Below are 22,450 nucleotides of genomic sequence, written 5' to 3' on the forward strand. Positions count from 1 at the left end.
GGAGGATTGGACGTGAAGCAGAGCCGTAGGGCATATCGTGTGTGGCTCCCGGCCTTGACGCTGGCGGCAGTCATGCTCTGGCTTGGCTGTGAGCAAAAGGGAGACATCAGCCCCACAGGCACAAACCGACAGGTTCTCACGTTCCTGGATACGGTGTTTGTGGATCCTGCGATTGTCGTTCCCGGCGGAACGGCCACCGTGAATGCGCTGGTCTTGAATGAGAGCAATGAACCGGCAGTCAGCGAAAACGTGCGGTTCAGCGTGAGTCGCGGCGCGCTCGGCGGAAATCACGCCGACACCACCATCCACTGCGATCAGGCGGGATGGGCGCGCGCAACGATCACGGCCCCCGCCGACAGCGGGGAGATTCTGGTGCGGACAGAACTGCTGAGTATGGCCGAAATGCGGACGAATGCGATCCGCGTCAGCGCCATTCCCGCGGGCGAAGGGCTGCTCTCGCTGTGGGTGGACTCGGATACGCTTTTTGCGGACAACGGCGTCTCGCGCACGCGGGTCTACGCCCGTCTGCGCAATGAGGCGCATAATCCGATTGTGGGGGCAGAAATCTTCTTCTCCACCAGCATCGGGTCCATTACGTCTCCTGTGATCACGGACTCCTTATCGGGTACAGCCGTTGCCACTCTGGTTTCCACCACGGAAATCGGCATCGCGGTAGTGGGTGCGACGCACAACTCGACTCAGGACAGCTTGCGGGTCTCTTTTCTGCAGCCTGCGGCGGCAAGCGATATCCGGCTTAGCGCGGCCAAACCGACGCTGAACGCCGGAAACGACAGTACAACAATTACGGCCTATGTGCTGGATGCGAGCAACCGGCCCATCAGCGACAATACGGTAGTCTTTTTCGGCACGACGCGCGGCACTCTCAGCAATTTGACGGCGCGGACACAATCCGGCGTGGCGACTGCGGTGCTGCACTCGTCTCCGACGACGGGCATGGCCACGGTGAGTGCCACCACGGGCGGCACGGTGCAGGGCAGTACGGACGTAGCCATTGTTCCGGGACCCGCGACATCAGTGCTGGTGAGTTCGACGGCGGACACTCTGTTTGCCGATAATAGCAGCACCGCGGCCATCAGCGCACTGGTGCGCGATTCGTACGGCAATCCCGTGTCGGAAGGCACTCCGGTGAGCTTTACGGCGCAAGGGGGCACAGTTACGGAAGCCTCCACCACCGGGCCGGATGGCCGGGCGGCGGCGATTTTCCGCGCGGGGCTGGCGATTGGCCCGGCGACGGTCGTGGCCACTCAGGGGAATGCCCACGGCAACGCCAACATCTATTTGAAGGCCACCGTTGCGGCAACGCTGAGTCTCAGCGCCAATCCACTCCAATTGAGTGCGGACGGCACATCGCAATCCGCGCTGCGCGCGGCCGTGCTGGACGTGGAAGGGCGGCCCGTTTCGGACGGCACTCCCGTAACGTTCAACTCGCACCTCGGTGTGATTACCGCGACTGCGACGCCGCTGCTCCAAAAGAGCGGTAACCTCACGATGGCGCGCAGCAGCGCTTGGAATCCCGTGCTGGCGCGCAACCGCAAAGACAACCCGAACGCCGCGGCGAAATCCGTGCGGCGCGCGGACAGGCCCGGACGAACGAACTCTCTGTACACGACGACCACCGAAGGCGGATACGCCTATGCCACATTGACCAGTCCGACCCAGGTGGGACCGGATACGATTACGGCCACGGCGCAGACGTTGAGCGATATGCGCGTGGTGACGTACGTGGCGGGTCCGGCGGCTCTGATTCAGGTGACGCCCACGGACGCGCAGTTGCCGGCGGATGGCACCAGCCATACGCGGATCACCAGCCGTGTGACGGACGCATTCGGAAATCCGCTGTCGGGCGGCGTGGCCGTCTCCGTGACGTCTACTCTTGGACAGGTGAATCCGGCGTCGGGCTTCACAGGCACGGATGGAACCTTTACGACGAATCTCTATAGCTCACGGCAGTCCGGTCTTTGCGGCGTTGTGGCCTCGACGAGCGGCGCTTCCGGATACGGCGAAGTGACCTTCACCGTGCCCGACGTCGCGGGCGTGGCTGTGTTTTCCAGCAGCCCCAGCGTACTGGCGGACGGCATCTCCACGGCGATGATGACCGTGCTGGCGTCCGATGCCGGCGGCCTTCCGGTGCAGGGGGCGGGAGTCTCGTGGCACTACGACGCGGGACTTGGACTCCTGATCGGCGGAACGACGATTACGGACTCGGCGGGACAGGCGCATGCGCTCTATGTGAGCGGCGCCTCGACCACGGATGCCACGCAAAACGTCAGCGCCACCATTGGCACGCACTCGGATACGCGGGTGATGCGGCTGCTGGGTGTGAGCCTGACGGCGTGGGCCGATACCACGGACCTGCCGGCAGACGGTCAAAGCACGACCAACGCGAATGTGCTGGTGCGCGAGACGACCAGCGGCTTTGCCGTGCCCAACGCCACCGTGCATTTTGCGGCGAGCATCGGCGCGATTGTCGGCACCGGCGTGACCAACAGCAGCGGCATTGCGACGGCAACCTACCGCAGCGCTCCGCAGGAAGGTGATGTTTCCATTACGACCGTTTACGGCGATACGCTGCGCGCTCAGACCGGGCTGCGCCTGACGGGAACGCTGGCGGACACGCTGTTTGTGACGGTGGGGCAATACGAGCTTCTGGCGGACGGTGTCTCTTCGACGCCGGTCACCGCGATTATCTTCAATCCGAGCGGGCAGCGTGTGCCGAACACCGCTGTGACGTTTACGGCAACGGGCGGCGGAACCTTCGATCCGCCCAGCTCCATGACCGACCAAAACGGACAGGCTATTGCCACGTATTACAGCGCGCCGATGGACCACGATCAAAACGTGGACCTGACGGTGGCGATTACCCGCGACAGCGACCTGAAGCAAATGTTGCTGCGCGGCGTGCGGTTGGACGTGACCGCTGCGGAGACGACGCTTCCGGCGAACGGCACGTCGGCGACACAGATTACCGCCCATCTGGTGCGCGCAAGCACGATGGTCGCGATTCCGGGCATGGCGGTGAACTTCGGATCCTCCCTGGGTTCTATTCCCGCGAGCGGCATGACGGATTCCTCCGGGCGGGCCACCGTAACGTTGACGTCCGCCAATACGGCGGGCATCGCCACGGTCATCTCGCGCTTCGGCAACGTGATTACCGACACCGCGACCGTAACGTTCTACGCTTCGACACCGACAACCCTGTCTCTTTCGGCGACGCCGACGGTGCTGCCTGCCAACAATTCGGCGAGCTCGACGGTAACGGCGGTGGTCACAGATCAGGACGGAAACCCCGTGCCTGACGGCACTCAGATTCATTTCTCGATTCCGCCGCAGTACGGTTCCCTCGAAACCATGCGCACGACTCATGGCGGCGTGGCAACGAACGTTCTGACCTCGGGAAGCACGCCGGGCTCGGTGCGCGTGACCGCATGGTCCGAGGCCAACGCCAGCGTGCGAGACAGCGTATCGCTGACCTATACGGTGGGCGATCCGGGGGCGATTGTGCTGACGGCACAGCGGGACACGCTGAGCGCCAACGGCATTGCCGTGGATACGATGACGGCGCATGTCACCGACGCGATCGGCCATGCACTGGCCAACGTGGAGGTCCACTTTACCACGACCATCGGCAACATTACCGCCAGCCGCGTGACGGATGCCGGCGGCAATGCCCGTGTGGCCTTTACGTCTTCGCAGACCGGCGCGGCGCAGGTGACCGCGTTCATCGGCGGCATTCAGGACAATTACACGGTCTACCTGATTCCCGGCGGAGCCAACAGCATTTCCATGAGCTACAACCCGGGCTCGGTGGGCGTACGCGGCAGCGGTCGCAACGAGACGCTGCTGATCACGGCGACGGTGCGCGACGCCAACAACAATCCTGTGGTTGACGGCACGGCGGTGACGTTCAACATCGCCAGTTCGCCGGGTGGAGGAGATTTCCTTTCGACGACGGGCGTGGTGTCCACGATCAACGGACAGGCTTCCGTGGCTTACAGCAGCGGCACGGTGTCGGGCAGCGCGCGAATTCGCGCCATCTGCGGCAGCGTGAGCGCGGTGTCGACCGAGATCCTCGTCTATGCCGGCCCGCCTTACATGGAAGACCTGACGAATCCCTGCGAAACCAGCCACATGTCCTTGGCCCCGAGCCCGTGCAACATGTTCGGTATGGACGTGGTGGGCGATTCGGTGAGCCTCGTGGCACTGGTAGGCGACCGCTACAACAACCCGGTGACCGCGGGAACGGCGGTGTATTTCACCACGTCGGGCGGCGTGATTACCACGGCGACGGGTTACACCGATTCGCTGGGCTTCGCGCGGGTAACGCTCTACTCGGGACATCCGCTGCCGAGCATCGACCGCTGGCTGAACACGCTGACGGATCCGAACCAGGCGGGAGCGATTCTCTGTTCTCCCACGCCGACCATGCCGGGTGTGGCCAAGGTGATGGTGTCGTCCGCGGGAGTGAATGCCGCAGGCGACAGCATTACGGTGTGGGCGACGACGGATGTGCGGTTCAATTACGGCCAGCCCATTCTTGAAGTGCGCAGCGCCACCGTCAACGGCAGTGACACAACGCGGACGTTGTTCATCGGCCAGAATGCGGTGATTACGGTGGCGGCCTTCGATCCGGACTTCTGGCCGCTCGTGGCCGGGTCCACGTTGAGTTTCTCGGCGAACCACGGAATGATTTATCCGAGCGAGATCACGGTGGGGTGTCCGGGCGACACGAGTTTCGCCATCAGTTTCTTCAACAACCTGACCGTAACCGATGACGACGCGGCTTCACCGGTACTGATTACCGTGGACACGAGGCAGGCCGACGTCTACACGTTTACCGAGACGTTTACGCTGCGAGCGGCATTGCCGTAGCCACGCTGGGCGGAACGGATCGAAGGTGGATTGCACGCAAACGGAAACAATGAGGGTTTTCATGAAAACCGTTTTTATCGCCGCAACGCTAATCCTCTGTGCCTGCACGGCGTGGGGCATGGTGGGCGGCCCGATCTTCCCGGTAGGAAGTCAGATGACCGCGATGACGGTGGAAGCGTCGAAGGTGACGTTGAAGACGGTCTCGCCGTCGGGAAGCGGATCGCAGGAGGGCACATCCGACCGGATGTTTCTGTCGGCGCGCTACGGAGTGCTGTCCAATGTGGACCTGTCGGCGATGTTGGGGACGTCGAATCTTGGGTTCAACAATCTGTACGGCGGCTATTCGGATTTCCGCTCGAACTGGTCGTTCGCGTGGGGCGCCGGGGCGCGGGCGGGATTTCCTCTGGGATCACCGCGGTACCAGGCCATTTGCGGGCTGCAGTACACGGGATTTCAACCCAAGGGTAGTTCGTCGAATGGCATTCAGACCGTGAGCAGCAAGTACATCTGGCATGAAGTTGCGCCGTCCGTGGCGGTGGGCGCGCGTGTGGGTCCGCTGGTGCCGTATCTGGGAGTGGCCAAGCCGTTCTTCTTCGGACGGCGCGACGTGATGGTGGCCATGCATGGCCGGGCCTTTCCGGCGGCGGGCGGGCAGACCAGCTATGCGGACGGGCAGCAGCCGGTGCGCGGGATTCTCGGTCTCGAATGGAAACTGCCCGACGGCTATTCGCTGACGGCGGAAGGCATGACGACGCCGGCGGGAATCTGGACGCTCAGCCTCGGCGTGGCGCAGGTGCTGAAGTAGATCGCGGCAGGAGTTGAACGGAGGTCATGATGAAGCGGATTCGGCGCAAACAATCGGGGCTCGGCATGCTGGAGATCGTCATCACGATCTTCCTCGTGACGCTTGGCCTGCTGGTGGTGATGTCCTCCTTTGTGGCGATTTCGAAATCGGGGCGGTACGGCGAGCGGATGAACGTGGCCACCACGCTGGCGCGGCTGGAGATGGAGCGGATCCGCAACCAGCCCTACGCGGCGGTGCAGAATGCCACCGGCGCAGACGGGGAGTATCCGGATCATCCCGGCTACTACCATGCGGTGCAGGTTCATGAGACCGGCACGGTCAAAGAGGTCGTCCTGCAAGTATTTTTCGAACACGGGCGGCGTCGGGCGGAAATGCGAACCTATGTGAGTAACCTGTAAGGATGAGTCGCGAGGAGGCGCACATGAGCGGTTTGGTGGATCGGTTGCGGAGCGGGCGCGGCAAACTGCCGCGGGCCTCGGGCGTCAGTCTGCTGGAAATGATCATTGCCATGTCGCTGGCGATGGTGCTGATGGCCTCGCTCTTTTCCCTCTACTATGGCGCGGCGCACGGGATTGCGAAGGAAGAGAACGCGATGTCGGCGGACCGGGAAGGGCGCCTTGTCGTCCAGCACCTCACGCGGGATTTCCGGCTGGTGGGTCTGATGGCCCTGCAGGATGTGAACGGCGACACCAACGACATCCGGCGCGACGTGCCTTATCAGGCCTGGAGCGATTCGATCCGCCAGGACTTCGAATTCGCGAACACCTACAGCGTGGTCTTTACCGCGGACATCGACAATGACGGCCGGACGGAAACGGCCCGCTATTATCTGGACCCGACCGCCCACATCCTGAAGCAGCAGACGTGGGTGTGGTCACGCGACTCGGTCAGGTGGCGGACGCCGACAACGCGCAACATTGCATCGCACGTCGATTTTCTGATGTTCCGCTATATCGACAAGGACGGACTGACGATTCCCAACCCGATTGCCTACCCGGCGGGCGGATACACGCTAACGGCAGGCGAGCGGGTGAGGATTACGGCGGTGGAGATCACCGTGGTGACGAAATCCGAACAGGCCGGAGACGGCCGCCCGGAATTCGTCCTGATGCCGGACGGCACTTACTGGCAGGACCGCTTCAAGCGGAATATCCAGCGATTCTTGGTACGAGGAAGAAATTTGAGCCTCGGAGCGTAATCACAGCCTCTCGCAGGAGACAATTCAATGCGAACAGCATGGACCATCGGGCGAGACGGGCAGGGCAAAGGGCGGCAGGCGGACCAGCGGGGCTTTGTAATGCTGGTGGCGCTGATACTGCTCAGCGGGTTGGTGTTCATTGCGGGATCGGCGGCGATCCGTTCGACCCGGCAAACACAGGTGTCCAGCGCGGAGTTGGACAATGCGCGGACGTTCTATGCGGCGGAAGGAGCGGTGGAATTCGGATCGGATCAGTTGCGCACGCTGCTGAACAACGTGCTCGATCCGACACAGGGGCAACTGGATGCGATTACGGCGCCCACGATTCCGGGATTCACCATCACCAATTATCATGTCACCAAGGTGGGCGCCCTGACGTCCGAGCGGATCACGTCGGGAGACTACACCGGCCTCGACGGTTATGTGCAGCGGTACAACGTGGAGGCGGACGCATCCAGCGAGCGGCGCAACACCCACATCGTACGGGAAATCCAGCATCAGTACATCCCGCTTTTTCAGTTCGGTGTGTTCTATGAAAAGGATCTGGAAATCTTCCCCGGTGCGGATATGACCTTCTCGGGGCCGATTCACACCAACGGCGACCTGTATATGGGCTGTGACGGGGCGACGCTGCGCTGCCAGTCCACGGTGACGGCGGTGGGACGGTACTGGCATTACCGGAAAGACAATTCGCACATCGATCTGAGCGGGCCGGTTTACATCAAGGATACCTTCGGCACGTGGCAGAACGTCTGGCGGGGCAGTTACTGGCTGGACAACCGCCGGGTCACCTGGGCTTCGGATGCGCTATCGCTTTGGGGCGGGAATTTCCGCGACGCGTCGCACGGCTTGTCCACCTTGCGGCTGCCGTTGCCGGCCACGTCCGATCAGCACGAGGTGATCGAGCGCGGCGTCGCCGGAGACAATGCGATGCAAAAAGCTTCGAAGTACTGGTACAAGGCTACCGTGCGCTATGTGGACGGAGCGTTGAAGGACAGCGCGGGGCACGTCTTGACCCAACCGGGTGTGTACACCTATACGCAGAACAAGTTCTATGACGCGCGTCAGAACAAAAACATGGACGTTGTGGACATCGACGTGGCCGCGATGATCGCGGGACACTACGTTCCGCCGAATAACATTCTCTACATCAGCAACTCGTCGGGCGACGCGCCCTGCGTGCGTCTGAAAAATGCGGCCACGCTGCCGTTGGGCGGCCTGACCGTGGCCACGGACCTGCCGTTGTACATTATGGGGAATTACAATTCCGTTTCCAAGAAGGGTTCCTCGCTGCTGTGCGACGCGATTACGATTTTGTCGCCGGCATGGACGGACGGCAATTCCGCGCAGCCCATCGGAAACCGGATTGCCACCCCCGTGACCGTCAACGCCTGCGTCATGGCCGGGCACGTGAACACACCGAACGGCGGAACGTACAGCGGCGGACTGGAGAACATCTTCCGCTTTCTGGAATCCTGGTCGGGAGTGACGGTAACCTTCCGGGGCAGCATCATCGATTTGTGGTTCAGCCGCCTGGCGACGGCGCCATGGGGGCAGGGGAATGTCTATAATCCTCCCAACCGAAACTGGGGCTATGATACGGATCTTTTGTCGCCTACGAACTGGCCTCCGGGCGCACCGAAGGTGCATACGGTACAGCGCGGCACGTGGCGGCAAATCAGTTGAGGTCATTCATGAAGAACTTGTTCGGCGATAAGGGTAATCCGGAGTTGCAGGCGCGAGACGCCATGCGGCAGAAGAAGTGGGGCAAGGCGCTCGAGTTCTACAGCAAGCGTCTCGAGGAGAATGAGCGGGACTTTGCCCTGTGGAATCTGGTGGGCGACCTGCACATCAACAATCGCTCCCGTGCCCAGGCGGTGGAAGCCTGGCGGCGCGCGCTGGAAGGCTTCGCACTGGAAGGATTGTACGAAAACGTGCTGGGCATCGCGCGGAAAATCCTGCGCCGTACCCCCGAGGAAGAGGACGTGCATCTGCTGTTGGCCGAGGCGTATCTCGGGCTGGAGTATCAGGCGGACTGTCTGGCATCCTTCCGCAGTTACCTCAAGCTGTCGCGTCATCGCTCCGAAAGCGATATGCGCTCGCTGTTCAAGAAGATCCTCGACCAGCCGATCCGGCACGCGCATCTGCTGCACGAATTGGAGGCGCTTTGGAAGGAGTCGGCCATCGAGGACTTCGAACTGGAGCAGCGCCTGCTGGAGTACGTGAAGACCGGACTGGAACACGCGGTGTCTCACGCTCCGGCGGAACCGGACGAGGATGCGGACCGTCCTTACGGCGAAACTGGGAGACGCGCGGCGGCGGAGTCTTCGGAGGAGAATCTGATCACCCTCGACGGGCTGGATTCCTTCCCGGAAGACATTGCGATGGACACGTTGTCCTACACACCGCCGATGATGAACGTCGATGTGCCGCCGGCCCGGCCCGCCCCGGTGCAATATGAAGCGGTTTCAGGCGAAGAGGCCGAGGAGCAGCCGACGGGCGCGGGGCGTGACCATTACGATCTGGGAGTTGTCTACAAAGAGATGACGCTCTGGGACGCGGCCATGGCCGAATTCGAACAGGCACGGCAGGACAAGTCGATCCGTGCCCGCGCTACCCTGGCCCTGGCGGAGTGCCTGCAGGAGTCGCGCGATCTGCAGGGTGCGCTGGAATTGCTCGAGAGCGAGTCGCAGCAGTCGGACGGATCTCCCGTGGAACAGCTTACCGTCATCCACCAACTGGGAATAGTGCACGAGCTGTTAGGCAATCTCGATCAGGCGCTGAACCTGTTTAAGACCGTACACGACCGGCATCCCGGATACGGCGACGTGGAAACGCGGATTTCGGCTCTTCAAAGCCGTCTCGAAAACGACAGTCCGGCGGAGTGAACTGAGCGCAGTCAGGGCATAAGGACACATGGATTTACGCGGATTACTTGAACTACTGTTCGTGAAGAAGGCGTCGGACCTGCATCTGCGGGCCGGAGCGCTTCCCGTGCTGCGCATCAATGGCGATCTGTTTGCCACCCGGCCGGAGAAGGTGACCGCCGAGGAGATGGATACGCTGCTGAAAGATGTGCTCACTCCGCAGCAGCTTGAAGCACTGTACCGGGACAAGGAACTGGACCTGGCGCTGACGGTGCCGGGGCATGGCCGTACCCGCGTCAACGCATTTTTTCAACGGGGCTCCGCGGCATTGGCGTTTCGCGCCATCAAGACCCAGATTCCGTCCTTCAAGGATCTGATGCTGCCGTCGGTGCTGGAAAAACTGGCCAATCTGCGGCGTGGGATTGTGCTGTTCACCGGCGCGACGGGCTCGGGCAAGTCCACCTCGCTGGCGTCGCTGATCGAATATATCAACATCCATCGCAGCACCAACATCCTGACGATCGAAGATCCGATTGAGTACATCTTCAGCAACAAGAAGTCGCTGATCGCCCAGCGCGAAGTGATGATCGACACGCTGACCTTCTACAGCGCGCTGGTCCATGCGCTGCGCGAAGACCCCGACATCATCATGGTGGGTGAGACACGGGATCCGGAGACGATGAAAGTGGCGTTGCAGGCGGCGGAGACCGGCCACCTTGTGCTGACGTCGCTGCATACTCTGAATGCCGTGGAAGCCATCAACCGCATTATTTCTTTCTTCCCGCTGAACGAGCAGATGCAGATCCGGTCGATTCTGGCGGGGACGGTGCAGGCAATCATTTCGCAGCGGCTGGTGGCGCGCTCGGACAAGCCGGGGCGTGTGCCCATCGTCGAGGTTCTGGTAAGTACGGCGGCGGTGCAGGAGTGCATCTCAGATCCGGACAAAATGCATTTGCTGCAGGGATTTCTCGAAGACGACCGCGGCACACACGGCATGCAGACCTTCGACCAGTCCATCCTGTCCCTGCTGCGAAACGGCACGGTCTCTTTCGAGACGGCGATGGAAAGCGCGACCAACCCGCACGATTTGGAAATGGCGGTGCGGGGAATCAATTCTTCGGGCTCACGGTTCGCGGCGGCGGCTGCGAACAACGCGGAGACCCGGCAATGACCCTTGATCTGTTTGTGCCGCCGGGCAGGGCGGCGTAGGGCTGGGCAGGAGGAGAGGAACATGGGCAAGAAAGAGACGACGCTGGGCAATCTGGATGAACGGGGTGTGCTGCCTGTCATCCGGGCGATTTTCCATGACGAATGGGGCGGAGTGCTGCGGGTGCGCACGGCGGGCCGCAACTGCTCCCTGTGGTTTGTGAAGGGCCAGATCGCCCATGCCCTTCTTACGGAAGGCAAGCAGCGTGTCGACGGCGTGGCTGCCCTGGAGAAAGTGGCCTTGTGGACGAAGGGCACGTTCATGCTGGATGCGGGTGAACTTCCCCCGGCGCGGAGCATCCGGCTGGCGATGGACGACATCCTGAGTTTCCTTGAGCACGAGGCGGGCGCCGTTACCGAAGCCGCGGCGGAACCGAAGCTCGACCATCTGGAAAGCGTGCTGGAGAGTCTGCGCGAACGCGTTCCCGGCCTGGAGTCGCTGAGCGTCATGAACGGCGCGCTGGTGGAAGCGACCACGGCCCTCGACCTCAAGGAACGCGGATGGCTGAGCGAGCAGCTCCGTTCCTATTGCGGCGAGGACTCGGTCAAACCGGAGAAGTTGTTCCTTCAGCAGGGAGACCATACGCTGCTGATTCTGAAGCGCGGGCAACTGGCGACGGTCTTGTCGGCGCGGACAGGAACGGCTCCCGAGGCACTGTTCTGGGCGGGGGAAGAGGCACGCAAACGCGTGATGACGGAAGAGACGAAGGACTGAAGCAGCGAGGACTATGGCCGTGGGCGCGAAACAGCAGACCCTTTCCACAGTACTGACCGAGAAGAAGGTGATCAGCGAGGAGCAGTACGCTCAGGCGTGCGACTATCAGAAACAGCACAGCGTCAGCCTGGACCAGGCGCTGATGGATCTGAACATTCTCGCGCAGGAGGATTTGATCGCCCTCTACCGCGATGTGCTGCAGGTGCATTTCCTCAAGCTGGAAGACGTGGAAATCGACCGCGAAGCGGTGCGGCACGTGCCGGCATCGGTGGCCCACCGGCATCATTTGATTCCGGTGCGGCGCAGCGGGAACTCCCTGGCCGTTGCCATGACCGACCCGACCGATCCGCAGGCGATGGCGGCCCTGCGCAGCGTCACCGATTTCGAAATCATTCCCTTTGTGGGGCGCTATGACGCCATTGAGCACGCGCTGTATGTGCACTATGGCGATCCGGCCAATGCCACGGACGCGGCGGACGTCTCACCGGGCGATCACGTTATCCGCGCCCGTGCGCTGCTGGAGGATGAACGCATCGGGCAGGTGGGGAAGAGCGTACAGCTTAACCGCAGTCAGACCTTCGACAGCTTCGTCGCCGATACGGCGAATGAGTTTCCGTTGAACGTGGCCCGCTCCATCAGCGATTTGCACGGGGACGAGGAGTACAATCCCTTCCATTGCTGGGGTGCGGAAGGCTGCGGCAAGTCGCATCTGCTTCAGGCCATCGCCAATCATGTGCTGGCGCATTCCCCGTTGAAACGGTGCGTGCTTACCAGCGGGCAGCGGTTTGTGGATGAACTCTTCGCCAGCATCCGCGACAAGAAAGTGAACTTCTTCCGCTACCTGTACGGCGAACTGGACCTGCTGCTGATCGACGACGCGGAAGCCCTGCTCACGCGGGACTGGGCGCAGCGCGAACTGGGGGAGACGTTTCGCAATCTGCAACGCAAGGGAAAGCGGCTGGTGGTGGCCTCGCGGCACAACCTCGCGACGGAGCCGCGCCTGATTCCCGACCTGCGGGTGGCGCTGGAATCGGGAGTCATCGCCGGGTTTTCGGCCTATTCGGTGCTTGCGCGGATGGACATTGCGCGGCGCCACGCCAACGGTGTGGACCTGAAAGACGATGTTCTGAGCGAACTAGTTGCGCGCAGTAACACCAGTCAGCGCGATCTGCTGGACCTGTTGCAGCAGGTGACTGTGATGGCCGCGCTGTCGCAGAAAGAAGTCACGGTGGAACTGGTACGGGACCTGATTAACCTGTGCGGCAAGGTGGCGGCGGAAACCCCGGCGGATCGCGCACGCACTCTCTTTGACCTGAGCCCGCTCGGAGGCGCGAAGAACAGCTTATGAGCACTCTGAAAGTTCTGGTGGTCGACGACGACCCCCGCTATCTCGAACTGCTTGAGTTCACGCTGGAAGGCGAGGGCTTCGACGTGCGCACGGCGCAGGATTCGACGACGGTGCAGGATCTGGCCGTGCAGATGCAGCCGGATGTGATTGTCACGGATGTGACCATGCCGGCGATGGACGGCTATGCACTGGCGGCGGGGTTGAAGTCCGATCCGCGAACCGCGCAGATTCCGCTGATTTTTGTCACGGCTCGAGGGATGGACGGGGAGCGTCAGCAGGGCCTAAATGTCGGAGGAGTGGATTACCTGATGAAACCGTTTTCGGTGGGAGACCTCGTGGCGCGTATCCGGCGTGTAGCCTGTCAGACTCCGGTGCGGGGGGAGCAGTGATGGAGACTGAACGGGCACGGGAAAAGGGCGGAGGCGCCGCGGGACCGGAAGTGTGGCAACACCTGATCGAGACCTCGCCGGACATCGTCTACGTGTTGAGTCCGGACGGTGTGTTTCTCGACGTCAATCCGCAGTTGTGCAAGATCCTGAAACTGCCGCGCGAACGGGTGATCGGCTCGAAGATCGGTGCGCAACTGGACCGCGACCACGTGGCGCTGGCCGAGCGCGTGCTGAAGAGCATTGTCGAGCGGCGGACGGTGGAACGCTCCACCCGGACCTATCATCCGTCGGGCGGGGACGCGCACACGTTTGAAGTGGTGGAAACGCCGCTGGTGCGCGACGGACGGGTGTGGGCGGTTGCAGGCATCGGACGTGACATCACAGAGGATCTGACGCTGGAGCGCAAGCTGTGGGATACCGCTGAAAGCCGGCACTCGGCTGTGGACTTCGCGCTGCGGACATCGTTGGGCCTGGTCAAAGGGTACGTGTACACTCTCGGACAAAGCCACGCCATGGATGACGTGCGGCGCGCGCGCTACGTCCACATCATCGAGGAAGAGATTGACCACCTGGCCAAGATCATTGAAGACATGCTGGATGTGCGGCGGATGGAGATCGGCGACCATCAATATGACGAAGAGATCGTGGACGTGGCGGATTGCGTCGCCTACGCGGTGCGGCAATGCGAGGAAGAATCGCAGCGGCGGGAGATCCGGGTCACGGTACGGATCAGCGAGCGGATGGATCCGGTCTACACCTCGCGTGAAGGACTGATCCGCGTGCTGCTGAATCTGGTGCAGAACGCCATTCACCACACCTTGCATACCGGTGAAGTGCAGGTGGAGGCGCAGGACCACGAAGCGTACGTGGAATTTATCGTCAAGGACAACGGAACGGGCATTCCCGAGAATGAACTGCCGTATGTATTCGACAAGTACTATCGCGCCAAGAGCAGTGTGGCGTCTCCGGTGCAGGGCACGGGCCTTGGGCTTACCATCTCCCGCACGCTGATTGAGGCGATGGGGGGACGGGTGTGGGCCACCAGCCGGGTGGGAGCAGGTTCGGAGTTTCGAGTGGTATTGCCGCGGCGTCCCGTGGAAACGGGTGGCGCGGGCGAAGGCGAAGCGGAGTTTCCGGGGTTCGCATCCCTGCCGGCGAAATCAGCATCTACTATCTGAGGGCGATTGATTATGGCAAAGCGTGCCAAGGTGGGCATAGGGCTGGACGTGGGAAGCCGCAGCATTCAACTGGCGGTACTCCGCCAGAAGAAGAACGGCGTCACGGTGGAACGCGTGGCCTCGAAGGAGTTGACCCACGACGCGATTGTCGAGGGGATGGTGATGGATTCGCAGGTGGTCTGCGACACCGTCGCGGCGCTTCTGAAGGAGAATCACGTGGCGGGCAAAGAGGCCGCGATTTCCGTGAGCGGCCGCCGCGTGATGATCAAGAAGATTGCCACGGATGAGATGAGCGACGATGAACTCGACGCCACCATCGCCTATGAAGCGAAGAGCAATTTGCCCTTCGACACCAGCGAAGTGTCCATGGATTATGCGCGTCTGCCGCAGGATGTGGACAGCGGGCGCATGGAACTGCTGCTGGTCGCCGCAAGGAATGAGATTGTCTTCGACGCCGTGGAGACGCTGCGCTGGGCGGGCGGTAAGCCGGTTCTGCTGGAAGCCGAACCGTTTGCTTTGCAGGCGGCGCTGTCGGAATCGGGGTACCTCGACGATCAGTCGACGGTGGCCGTGCTGCAGATCGGATTTCAATCCACCGATGCGGTGCTGTTCGACCGGGGGCAATACGAGAGCAACCGCGATCTGAGCGTGGGCGGCAAAACGTTTGTCGAGGGACTGATCAAGGAGCTCGGAATCAGCTTCGAACGCGCGGTGGCTCTGCTGGCGCACCGGGACTACAGCCCGGAGGAGCAAGAGGTTGTCGCCCGGGTTGCGCAGCATGTGAGTTCCATGCTCTGCGATCAGGTAGAGCGCAGCTTCCCGGAATTCTTCGGTCCCAATGCGGAGAGTGCGGGTTTGCGCATTCTGCTCTGCGGCGGGGGCGCCTATCTGCCCGGCCTCGAAGCGGAACTTAGGCAACATTTCGGGGCGGACGTGGAAATCGTCAACCCTTTCCGCCGCCTCGAGGTGAATGTGAAGTCCGTGGACGCGGCGACCGCCGAATCGGGCACGGACTACACGGCGGCCGTCGGGCTCGCGCTGCGGGCACTGGGAGACGATCATCCCGGGTTCAATTTGCTGTTTGCCAGCGACAAGCCGAGTTATAAGAAACGCAACTACGCGGGCCTGAAGACCGTGGTTCCGGTGGTCGGTTTCTCGGCAATGCTGTTCGGCATGGGCATGATCTATCTCAGCCAGGAAAACACGCTGAACGGTTTGAACCAGAAGCTCAAATCGATCCGCAAGGAGACCGATCTCTACCGGGACAAGATCGCGCTGGTGGAGGAACTGACGCGCAAGCGCGCGGATGTGTCCGCCAGAATCGACGTGATCTCCGAACTGGACCGCAATCGCTTTGCCCGCGTCAAGGTGATGCAGCTTGTGAATAATTGCCTGCCGGAACTGACGTGGCTGGTGGATGTGCAGGAGCTTCCCGCGGGGCGGGGGGCGGGCCTCAGCATTACGGGTCTGACCAGTTCGAATCTGAAGGTTTCGCAGTTCATGACGAATTTGCTGCAGTCGAAAGACGTGCGCGGAGTGGATTTGCAGGTGTCGGAGCAGACGGAGCTTGCCGGCGCGACCGTGACGCGTTTTACGCTGCAGGTTGCGGTGCCGGATCTGGGATTGTCCGGTCCGCCGCCGGCGCCTCCCACCGACGCGGCCAAAAAGAGCGCCGCGAAAGCTAAGGCGAAGGCGGACGCCAAGTCGGGGAAGTAAGCAACAACGCAAGGTGCCTTGAACGGCACGGAGGATATCATGACAGGAAAGTTGGCCGTTATCGCGGGCGTCGCACTTGCCTTCCTTCTGTTGGGCGTGGGCTGCGACCAGGGTGTTGATGATTGGAGCAGTTCCGCACGGGTGACGGGCGAAGTCTTCACCGACGCCACGCACACGCACGGCATTCCGGGGGTACGCGTGATTCTTGAGGGAGATCCGAGCGCCGACCATCCCTACGATGGCCCGGACCGCTGGACGCAGACCGACAACAACGGTCATTTTGAAGGAGCCGTGTTTCTCGGCAACAAGGACGGCGCGTACACCTACCTTGCCGACATGAGCGTGGGCTATTTCTACGGCAACAAAGCCTTCACGTGGAAGGGCGGCATCACGGTGGGGCCGGGCAGCGTGTTTACGCTTCCACCGGTGGATACGACGATGTTCAGCCCGCTCGCCGGCAACGGCGGACAATAAGGGGATCGCATGCAGATTAACTTACGCAGCCCGGCCACTCAGAAGCTGATTATCATTACCGCGCTCGCCTTCGGCGCCGTGTACGGCTATGCGAACTTCATGTTCGTGCCGCGCCGCGAGAAGGCCAAGACTCTGACCGCCGACATCAAGAAGGAAAACGAGCTGCTGACCAAGGGCAAACGGGTCGCCGCCAACTTCCAGTCGGTGCAGGATGACTACGCGCGGTTGATGCAGAGCTGGGAAATTGCCCATGAACTGCTGCCTACCCAGAAGGAGATGGAGGGCTTGCTGAAGAACATCACCCTCGAAGGGCAGGAGCGCAATGTCAATTTCCTTCTGTTCCGGCCCCTCGATCCCATCGAGAAGCCCTACTACTGGGAAAACCCGATCCAGATCAAGACTCTGTCGACGTATCATGATCTGGGGGATTTCCTGTCGGCGGTGGCGTCGCTCGACCGCATCGTGAATATCAACGATCTGAAGCTCACCGCGTATAAGCCCAATCGCGGGCGAAGCGCGCAGACGGTGACCGCCGAATTCACGGCGAGCATCTACATCTTCAAGGAATTGGGGACGCCGACGTCCGACGTGGCCAAGCCTGCGGATGGCGCGGAGGCGGACGCTCCGGCTGCTGCCGGTCAGAAGCCCGGCGCCAAGGCGCCGCCCAAGGCGAAAACGCCGCCCGCCGCTAAAGACAAGGAGCATCAGGCATGAGAATCGCCGTAATGATCCTCAGCGCCGTGCTGATCATGGCAGGCTCGGGGATGCCGGCTCCCGCCGCACCCAAGCATGAGACCCAGGGGCCGGAATTGTCCACGCCGCTCAGCGCCACCGATTCCTTGAACGTGGCGGGTGACAACTCGGCCACCACGCCGGACGGTGACGCGCACCGGACGCATCTGGAAAGCACGATCTTCCGCCGGGAGAATCCGGTGGAATACGAAGCCAACGGCCGCCGTGATCCGTTCCGCGCCCTGCTGGTCGACGAGAAGAAGACGGGCGAGGTAGAGACCGAACTGCTGCAACTGGACGACGCCGTGCTGACCGGAGTGGTTTGGGCCGAAGGCCAGTACCTTGCGCTGGTGCGGGACAAAGACGGAAAGAACTTCTTCCTGCGCGAGGGCGACCCCGTCTACCAAGGGCATGTCTCGCTGGTGACGCAGTCACAGGCGACATTCGAAATCAGTGATTTTGGCGACTACCAGAACGTCGTCCTTAAAGTCCGGGTTCAGGGCAAGGGCCGGGGCGACAAGAAGGACAAGGGGTAGCCGTGAACAGAGAGCAAACCAAGTTATCTCCGAACCGGGGAAAGGTGCCGGACATGCGAACCCTGCTATCAGCCCTACTGCTTCTGGGCGTGCTGTATCTTCCGTTTAGCGCGACGGCGCAGACCGTTCCATACAACGGATCTGCGGGACGGATCTCGATGAATGTCGAGGAGGCCGACGTGCGCGCGGTGCTCCGCAGCATCTCGGAATTCTCCGGCATGAACATCGTCGCCGGCTCGGAAGTCAAGGGAACCGTGACCGTGCTGCTGCACGACGTCCCCTGGCGCGAAGCGCTCGACAATATTCTCAAGATGAACGACTTCGTGGCGACCGAGCAGAGCGGCATTATCCGCGTGGCGACGCACAAGGATTTCGAAGCGGCCCGCAAGACCGAGAATCTGCAAACCACGATCTACCAGATCAAGTATGCCCGCGCCGATAAGCTGCAGTTGGTGGTCGCGAAGCTGTTGACGGATCGCGGCAAAGCCCAGGCCGACATCCGCGCCAACGCGCTGATTGTGACGGATATTCCGCTGGTGATCAGCAGCATGGATTCCATCGTGCAGACGCTGGACAAGCCCACGGCGCAGGTGCTGATCGAAGCCAAGTTCGTCGAGGTGGACGTCAACACCAAGGCGGAGTTGGGCGTGAACTGGTCTGTAGGCAACCTCGGCAATCCTCTGGCGAACACCCGGGCGGGCGCGTCGGTGGACGCCGCGGTGAACAGTCCCGCGGGTTCCTTCACCTTTGGCAAACTCGAGAATGGTGTGGATATTTCTGCCAAGATCAGTGCGCTCGAGGATGACCGCAAGGCGGAGATTCTGTCACAACCTTCGGTGCTCATCAATGACAATGAGGAAGCGCGAATCCTCTCGGGCAAGAAGATTCCGATTAATGTGCTGGATCAGGCGGGAAACCTCGTGACGCAGTTCTTTGATGTCGCGGTGCGCCTCACCGTAACGCCGCACATCAATCCGGACAAGGATGTGCTGATGGCCCTGAATCCGGAAGTGTCGGACCTTTCGGGCGAGGCCACCGTAGCCGGAGGCATTATCATCCTCACCTCGGAAGTGAATACGACGCTGATGGTCAAGGACGGCGAGACGGTGGTTATTGGCGGTGTGATCCGGTCTAAAGACGGCAAACTGGAACGGAAAGTGCCCCTGTTGCACGCGATTCCCCTGTTCGGACGCCTGTTTTCGTATTCGGCCAAGACCACGGACAAGACGGAAATTCTCGTGTTCGTGACGCCCCACGTTATTCCGGCGCGGGTCGCGGCCAAGTAGCGGCTTAGACAGGGCAGATTCTAAAACAACCTGTAGTCAGGCAGTCGCTGGCAAAATCTTGCATAGTGGCTGTGCATAATCTATTCGATAAAAAGCCTCATTGCGAGGCTTTTTCTTTATTTATCTTTGACTTATGGTCTCGCCCCAAATTTGCATTATCGCTTTGGAATAGACCGGCGGAGATTGACTTTAGGGACATAATTTGTTAAATTGTTTAGATTTTGCCCCACCTTCGCAGCAATCCATGTCAGGACCACAGGGTCTGTTGTCTCCTTTTTGTTTTTGCTGCATTTGTCGGCTTCGTTACTATTCTTCTCTTCGTCAAATTCCGGAGTTTGTTATGCGACACTGGCTGGCTTTGCTCCTGACTCTGCTTGTGGTCTGCTCCCTGTCTGTCAGTGCGCGTGAATCGGACCGATGGGCTCAAGCCGAATTTCTGCCCGGGCGCTTGATCGTGGATTTTACGCCGCAGGTTAAGGTCCATGCGTCGAGTGTGGATGACGCTCTGATGGCCACCGGTGTCGAATCGCTGGATGCGCTGTTCACGGAATATGAAGTCAGAGCGGCCTGGCGGCTGGTGCCGGACGGCACTCTGTCGCGGCTGAAGGTGGCGCCCGATCTGTACAGCACGTATGTGCTCGAGTTCAACGAAGGCGCGCTGGTGCTGGATGCGCTGGACCGTTTCGCGGCGGATTCTCATGTGCGGCGCATCGAGCCGGATGTGGTTTGCCGTACGTTTCGCACTCCCAATGATTCGTATTGGACTCAGCAGTGGGACAAGCGCATTGTCGGCGCGAATACGGTGTGGGACGTGGCGACGGGCACGCGGGCGATTGTCTGCGCCGGGATCGACGTCGGTGTGGACTGGCGGCATGCGGATCTGACTCCCAACCTGTGGGTAAATCCGGGCGAAGACGTGACCGGAGACTCGGTCGCGTGGACCTCCACCGACTATCCGGGTGACTGGAACGACGTGGACGGTACGGACAACGACAGCAACGGCTACGTGGACGATCTGCTGGGATGGGATTTTATTCAGGGCATTCATGGCTGTGCGCAGGGGGAAGACTGCGACGGTGCGATGGATAATAACATGCTGGGGTTGAATTCGCACGGCACCCACGTTGCGGGACTGATGGTGGCGCGCGGCAACAACGGCATCGGCGTGGCCGGAATGAGCTGGTACGGGCGGCTGATGGCATTGCGCGCAGGCTACGAAGATGAATCGGGGAATGGCTATATTCCGGAAAGCGCGTCGGCTCCGGCCATTCTGTATGCCGCGGCCAATGGCGCGAATATCTTGAACATGTCGTACGGCGGCCCGAGCATGTCCGAGTACGCGCAGGAAGTCATCAACTCCGCGTGGGACCAGGGGTGCATACTGTTTGCTGCATCGGGCAATGACGGTTCCACGACGCCGCAATACCCGGCGAATTTTGCGAATGTGATTGCCGTGAACTCCACGGATAACGATGACGGCCTGTCCTACTTCTCCAATCGCGGCACGTGGACGGATCTGTGTTCACCGGGCGGCGATCCGGGCATTATGAGTACGGTGGTCGGCAGCTACGGGATCATGGAAGGAACCTCGATGGCCAGCCCCAATGCGGCGGGCGTAGCGGCGCTGGTCTGGTCGATTTTTCCGCAGATGACGAACGCCCAGCTTCGGGATCTGCTGTTCAACACAGCAGCGGACATTCACGCGCAGAATCCGAGCATTCCGGTATCTTACCTCGGGCATGGGCGGATCAGTGCGCGCAACGCCGTTGCATCCCTTTACCCCCAGATGCGGATCACCACCTCCACGTTCAGCGATTCTGTGGGCGGCGATAACGATGGCCGGCTCGAAGCCGGAGAGACCGTGCGGTTGTATCTGACGGTGACCAACGTGACCGGCTGGGCCAATGGCGACAGTTTGACGGCAGTGGTCTCGGCGGCCGATTCCAATTTGACGATTACGAATAACAGTTGGTACCTCGGAGCTATGGCCACCGGCCAGAGCCGGAGCAACAGTTCGTCGCCGGTTTTGATCCGTGCAGCCGGCACGCTGGACACGGCGTACTGGCGGGACATCCATGTGATCTTCAGTTCGCCGAGCGGTTATGCAGAGACGCAGTCGCTGACCATCCGCATCGGACGCGGGCGCGTCCTGGTGGTGGACGACGACGGCACGGCGAACTATGAGCAGTACTATGTAACCGGGGCGACGACGAGCGGAGTGTCATCGGATTTGTGGAGCGTAAACACCGACGGAGTGCTGCCCGAAGCGGAAATGAGCCGGTACCCGGTTTTGATCTGGAGTTGCGGCGACCGTTCGTCGTCCACTCTGACCGCCGAGGATCAAGGCAACTTAATGACCTATCTGGACGCCGGCAATAAGCTGATTCTGATCGGACAGAATATCGATGAGGATCTGCGCACGTCACCGTTCTACGCCAATTACCTGCATGCCCAGAGCGAACAGCTTGCGGGTGAACGGCAGGTGGGCGGCATCAATGGAAATCCGGTGTCGGAAGGCATGAGCCTGTTGCTGGTCGGAGCCTTGTGCGCCGGTAACGGCAGCTTGAGCCCGTCGCGAATTCTGCCGCGCGATGGCGCGGTCGCAATGTTCGACTATGCCGGCGGCGGGACCGGCGCGATCCAGTATGAAGGAACCTACAAATTGGCGTACTTTGCATTCGCCCTTGAAGCCGCCTGCGGGTCCAACAATACCAACCGTTATGATGAGGTGATCTCGTCCGTGTTGAACTGGATGGGCGCCCTCGACGCCCGGCCTGCGGTGCACACGCCGCAGCCGCTGTCGCTTGCCTTGCATGGAAACTATCCCAATCCTTTCAATCCCAGCACGACCATTTCCTTTGACGTGGCTACACCTGCGCGTGTGACGCTGCGAGTCTACGATATTCTCGGTCAATCGGTGGCCACGCTGGTGGATGGACCGCTGTCTGCGGGCAGCCACAGCGCCGTCTTCGACGGCTCCCGGTTGGCCAGCGGTGTGTACCTGGTGCGCCTGCAGTCCGGCGCCGTTTCGCTGTCCTCCAAGATGGTTCTGATGAAGTAGATCATTTGCCAAGCCGCCATCACCGGCAGCTTTTTCTGTTTACTCTGAA

The 22,450-nt window shown here is 61.3% G+C and carries 17 protein-coding genes; all 17 read left to right on the forward strand.

The features are described from left to right. Nucleotides 1-12: 12 nt before the first annotated feature. The 17 genes from VGL38_12555 to VGL38_12635 all read left to right on the forward strand — a co-directional run bounded on the left by VGL38_12555 (nucleotide 13) and on the right by VGL38_12635 (nucleotide 22,401). The gene (locus tag VGL38_12555; GenBank protein HEY3296251.1) at nucleotides 13-4,890 is read left to right on the forward strand and encodes an Ig-like domain-containing protein; all 4,878 of its coding nucleotides are present in this window, start codon (nucleotides 13-15) and stop codon (nucleotides 4,888-4,890) included. A gap of 61 nt (nucleotides 4,891-4,951) precedes the next feature. After that, entirely contained in the window at nucleotides 4,952-5,695 is a 744-nt protein-coding gene (locus VGL38_12560) for a hypothetical protein (protein HEY3296252.1), read from the forward strand. A 26-nt stretch (nucleotides 5,696-5,721) separates the two neighbouring features. Continuing rightward, nucleotides 5,722-6,093, forward strand: coding sequence for a hypothetical protein (locus tag VGL38_12565; protein HEY3296253.1), 372 nt, complete (start codon nucleotides 5,722-5,724; stop codon nucleotides 6,091-6,093). A gap of 23 nt (nucleotides 6,094-6,116) precedes the next feature. Further along, on the forward strand, nucleotides 6,117-6,893 hold the full coding sequence (locus VGL38_12570; protein ID HEY3296254.1) for a hypothetical protein: 777 nt from the start codon (nucleotides 6,117-6,119) through the stop codon (nucleotides 6,891-6,893). A gap of 27 nt (nucleotides 6,894-6,920) precedes the next feature. Further along, nucleotides 6,921-8,579, forward strand: coding sequence for a hypothetical protein (locus VGL38_12575; protein HEY3296255.1), 1,659 nt, complete (start codon nucleotides 6,921-6,923; stop codon nucleotides 8,577-8,579). A gap of 8 nt (nucleotides 8,580-8,587) precedes the next feature. Further along, the gene (locus VGL38_12580; protein ID HEY3296256.1) at nucleotides 8,588-9,781 is read left to right on the forward strand and encodes a hypothetical protein; all 1,194 of its coding nucleotides are present in this window, start codon (nucleotides 8,588-8,590) and stop codon (nucleotides 9,779-9,781) included. 28 nt (nucleotides 9,782-9,809) lie between these two features. Further along, complete coding sequence (locus VGL38_12585; GenBank protein ID HEY3296257.1) at nucleotides 9,810-10,931, forward strand: PilT/PilU family type 4a pilus ATPase; 1,122 nt, start codon at nucleotides 9,810-9,812, stop codon at nucleotides 10,929-10,931. A gap of 60 nt (nucleotides 10,932-10,991) precedes the next feature. Next, a complete protein-coding gene (locus tag VGL38_12590; protein HEY3296258.1) occupies nucleotides 10,992-11,681 on the forward strand; it encodes a DUF4388 domain-containing protein in 690 nt (229 codons plus the stop codon). 19 nt (nucleotides 11,682-11,700) lie between these two features. Then, nucleotides 11,701-13,029, forward strand: a complete 1,329-nt coding sequence (locus VGL38_12595; protein HEY3296259.1) for a DnaA/Hda family protein — start codon at nucleotides 11,701-11,703, stop codon at nucleotides 13,027-13,029. Then, nucleotides 13,026-13,418 (forward strand): response regulator, encoded by a 393-nt coding sequence (locus tag VGL38_12600; GenBank protein HEY3296260.1) that lies wholly within the window; start codon nucleotides 13,026-13,028, stop codon nucleotides 13,416-13,418. The genes VGL38_12595 and VGL38_12600 overlap by 4 nt, the downstream gene beginning before the upstream one ends. Beyond that, complete coding sequence (locus tag VGL38_12605; GenBank protein ID HEY3296261.1) at nucleotides 13,418-14,596, forward strand: PAS domain-containing sensor histidine kinase; 1,179 nt, start codon at nucleotides 13,418-13,420, stop codon at nucleotides 14,594-14,596. Before VGL38_12600 ends, VGL38_12605 begins: the two co-directional genes overlap by 1 nt. Before the next feature lie 12 nt (nucleotides 14,597-14,608). Beyond that, nucleotides 14,609-16,312 carry a type IV pilus assembly protein PilM gene (gene pilM / locus VGL38_12610; GenBank protein ID HEY3296262.1) on the forward strand — a complete coding sequence of 568 codons (1,704 nt, stop codon included), beginning with the start codon at nucleotides 14,609-14,611 and terminating at the stop codon, nucleotides 16,310-16,312. Between the two features lie 39 nt (nucleotides 16,313-16,351). Beyond that, a complete protein-coding gene (locus tag VGL38_12615; protein HEY3296263.1) occupies nucleotides 16,352-16,786 on the forward strand; it encodes a hypothetical protein in 435 nt (144 codons plus the stop codon). Nucleotides 16,787-16,795: 9 nt separating this feature from the next. After that, a complete protein-coding gene (pilO, locus tag VGL38_12620) occupies nucleotides 16,796-17,500 on the forward strand; it encodes a type 4a pilus biogenesis protein PilO (GenBank protein ID HEY3296264.1) in 705 nt (234 codons plus the stop codon). Next, a complete protein-coding gene (locus tag VGL38_12625) occupies nucleotides 17,497-18,054 on the forward strand; it encodes a hypothetical protein (protein HEY3296265.1) in 558 nt (185 codons plus the stop codon). The genes pilO and VGL38_12625 overlap by 4 nt, the downstream gene beginning before the upstream one ends. Before the next feature lie 53 nt (nucleotides 18,055-18,107). Beyond that, on the forward strand, nucleotides 18,108-19,340 hold the full coding sequence (gene pilQ, locus VGL38_12630) for a type IV pilus secretin PilQ (GenBank protein HEY3296266.1): 1,233 nt from the start codon (nucleotides 18,108-18,110) through the stop codon (nucleotides 19,338-19,340). 340 nt (nucleotides 19,341-19,680) lie between these two features. Beyond that, on the forward strand, nucleotides 19,681-22,401 hold the full coding sequence (locus tag VGL38_12635; protein HEY3296267.1) for a S8 family serine peptidase: 2,721 nt from the start codon (nucleotides 19,681-19,683) through the stop codon (nucleotides 22,399-22,401). Nucleotides 22,402-22,450: the final 49 nt, after the last annotated feature.

The organism is bacterium (genome assembly GCA_036504735.1).
Lineage (GTDB): Bacteria > Electryoneota > RPQS01 > RPQS01 > RPQS01 > DASXUQ01.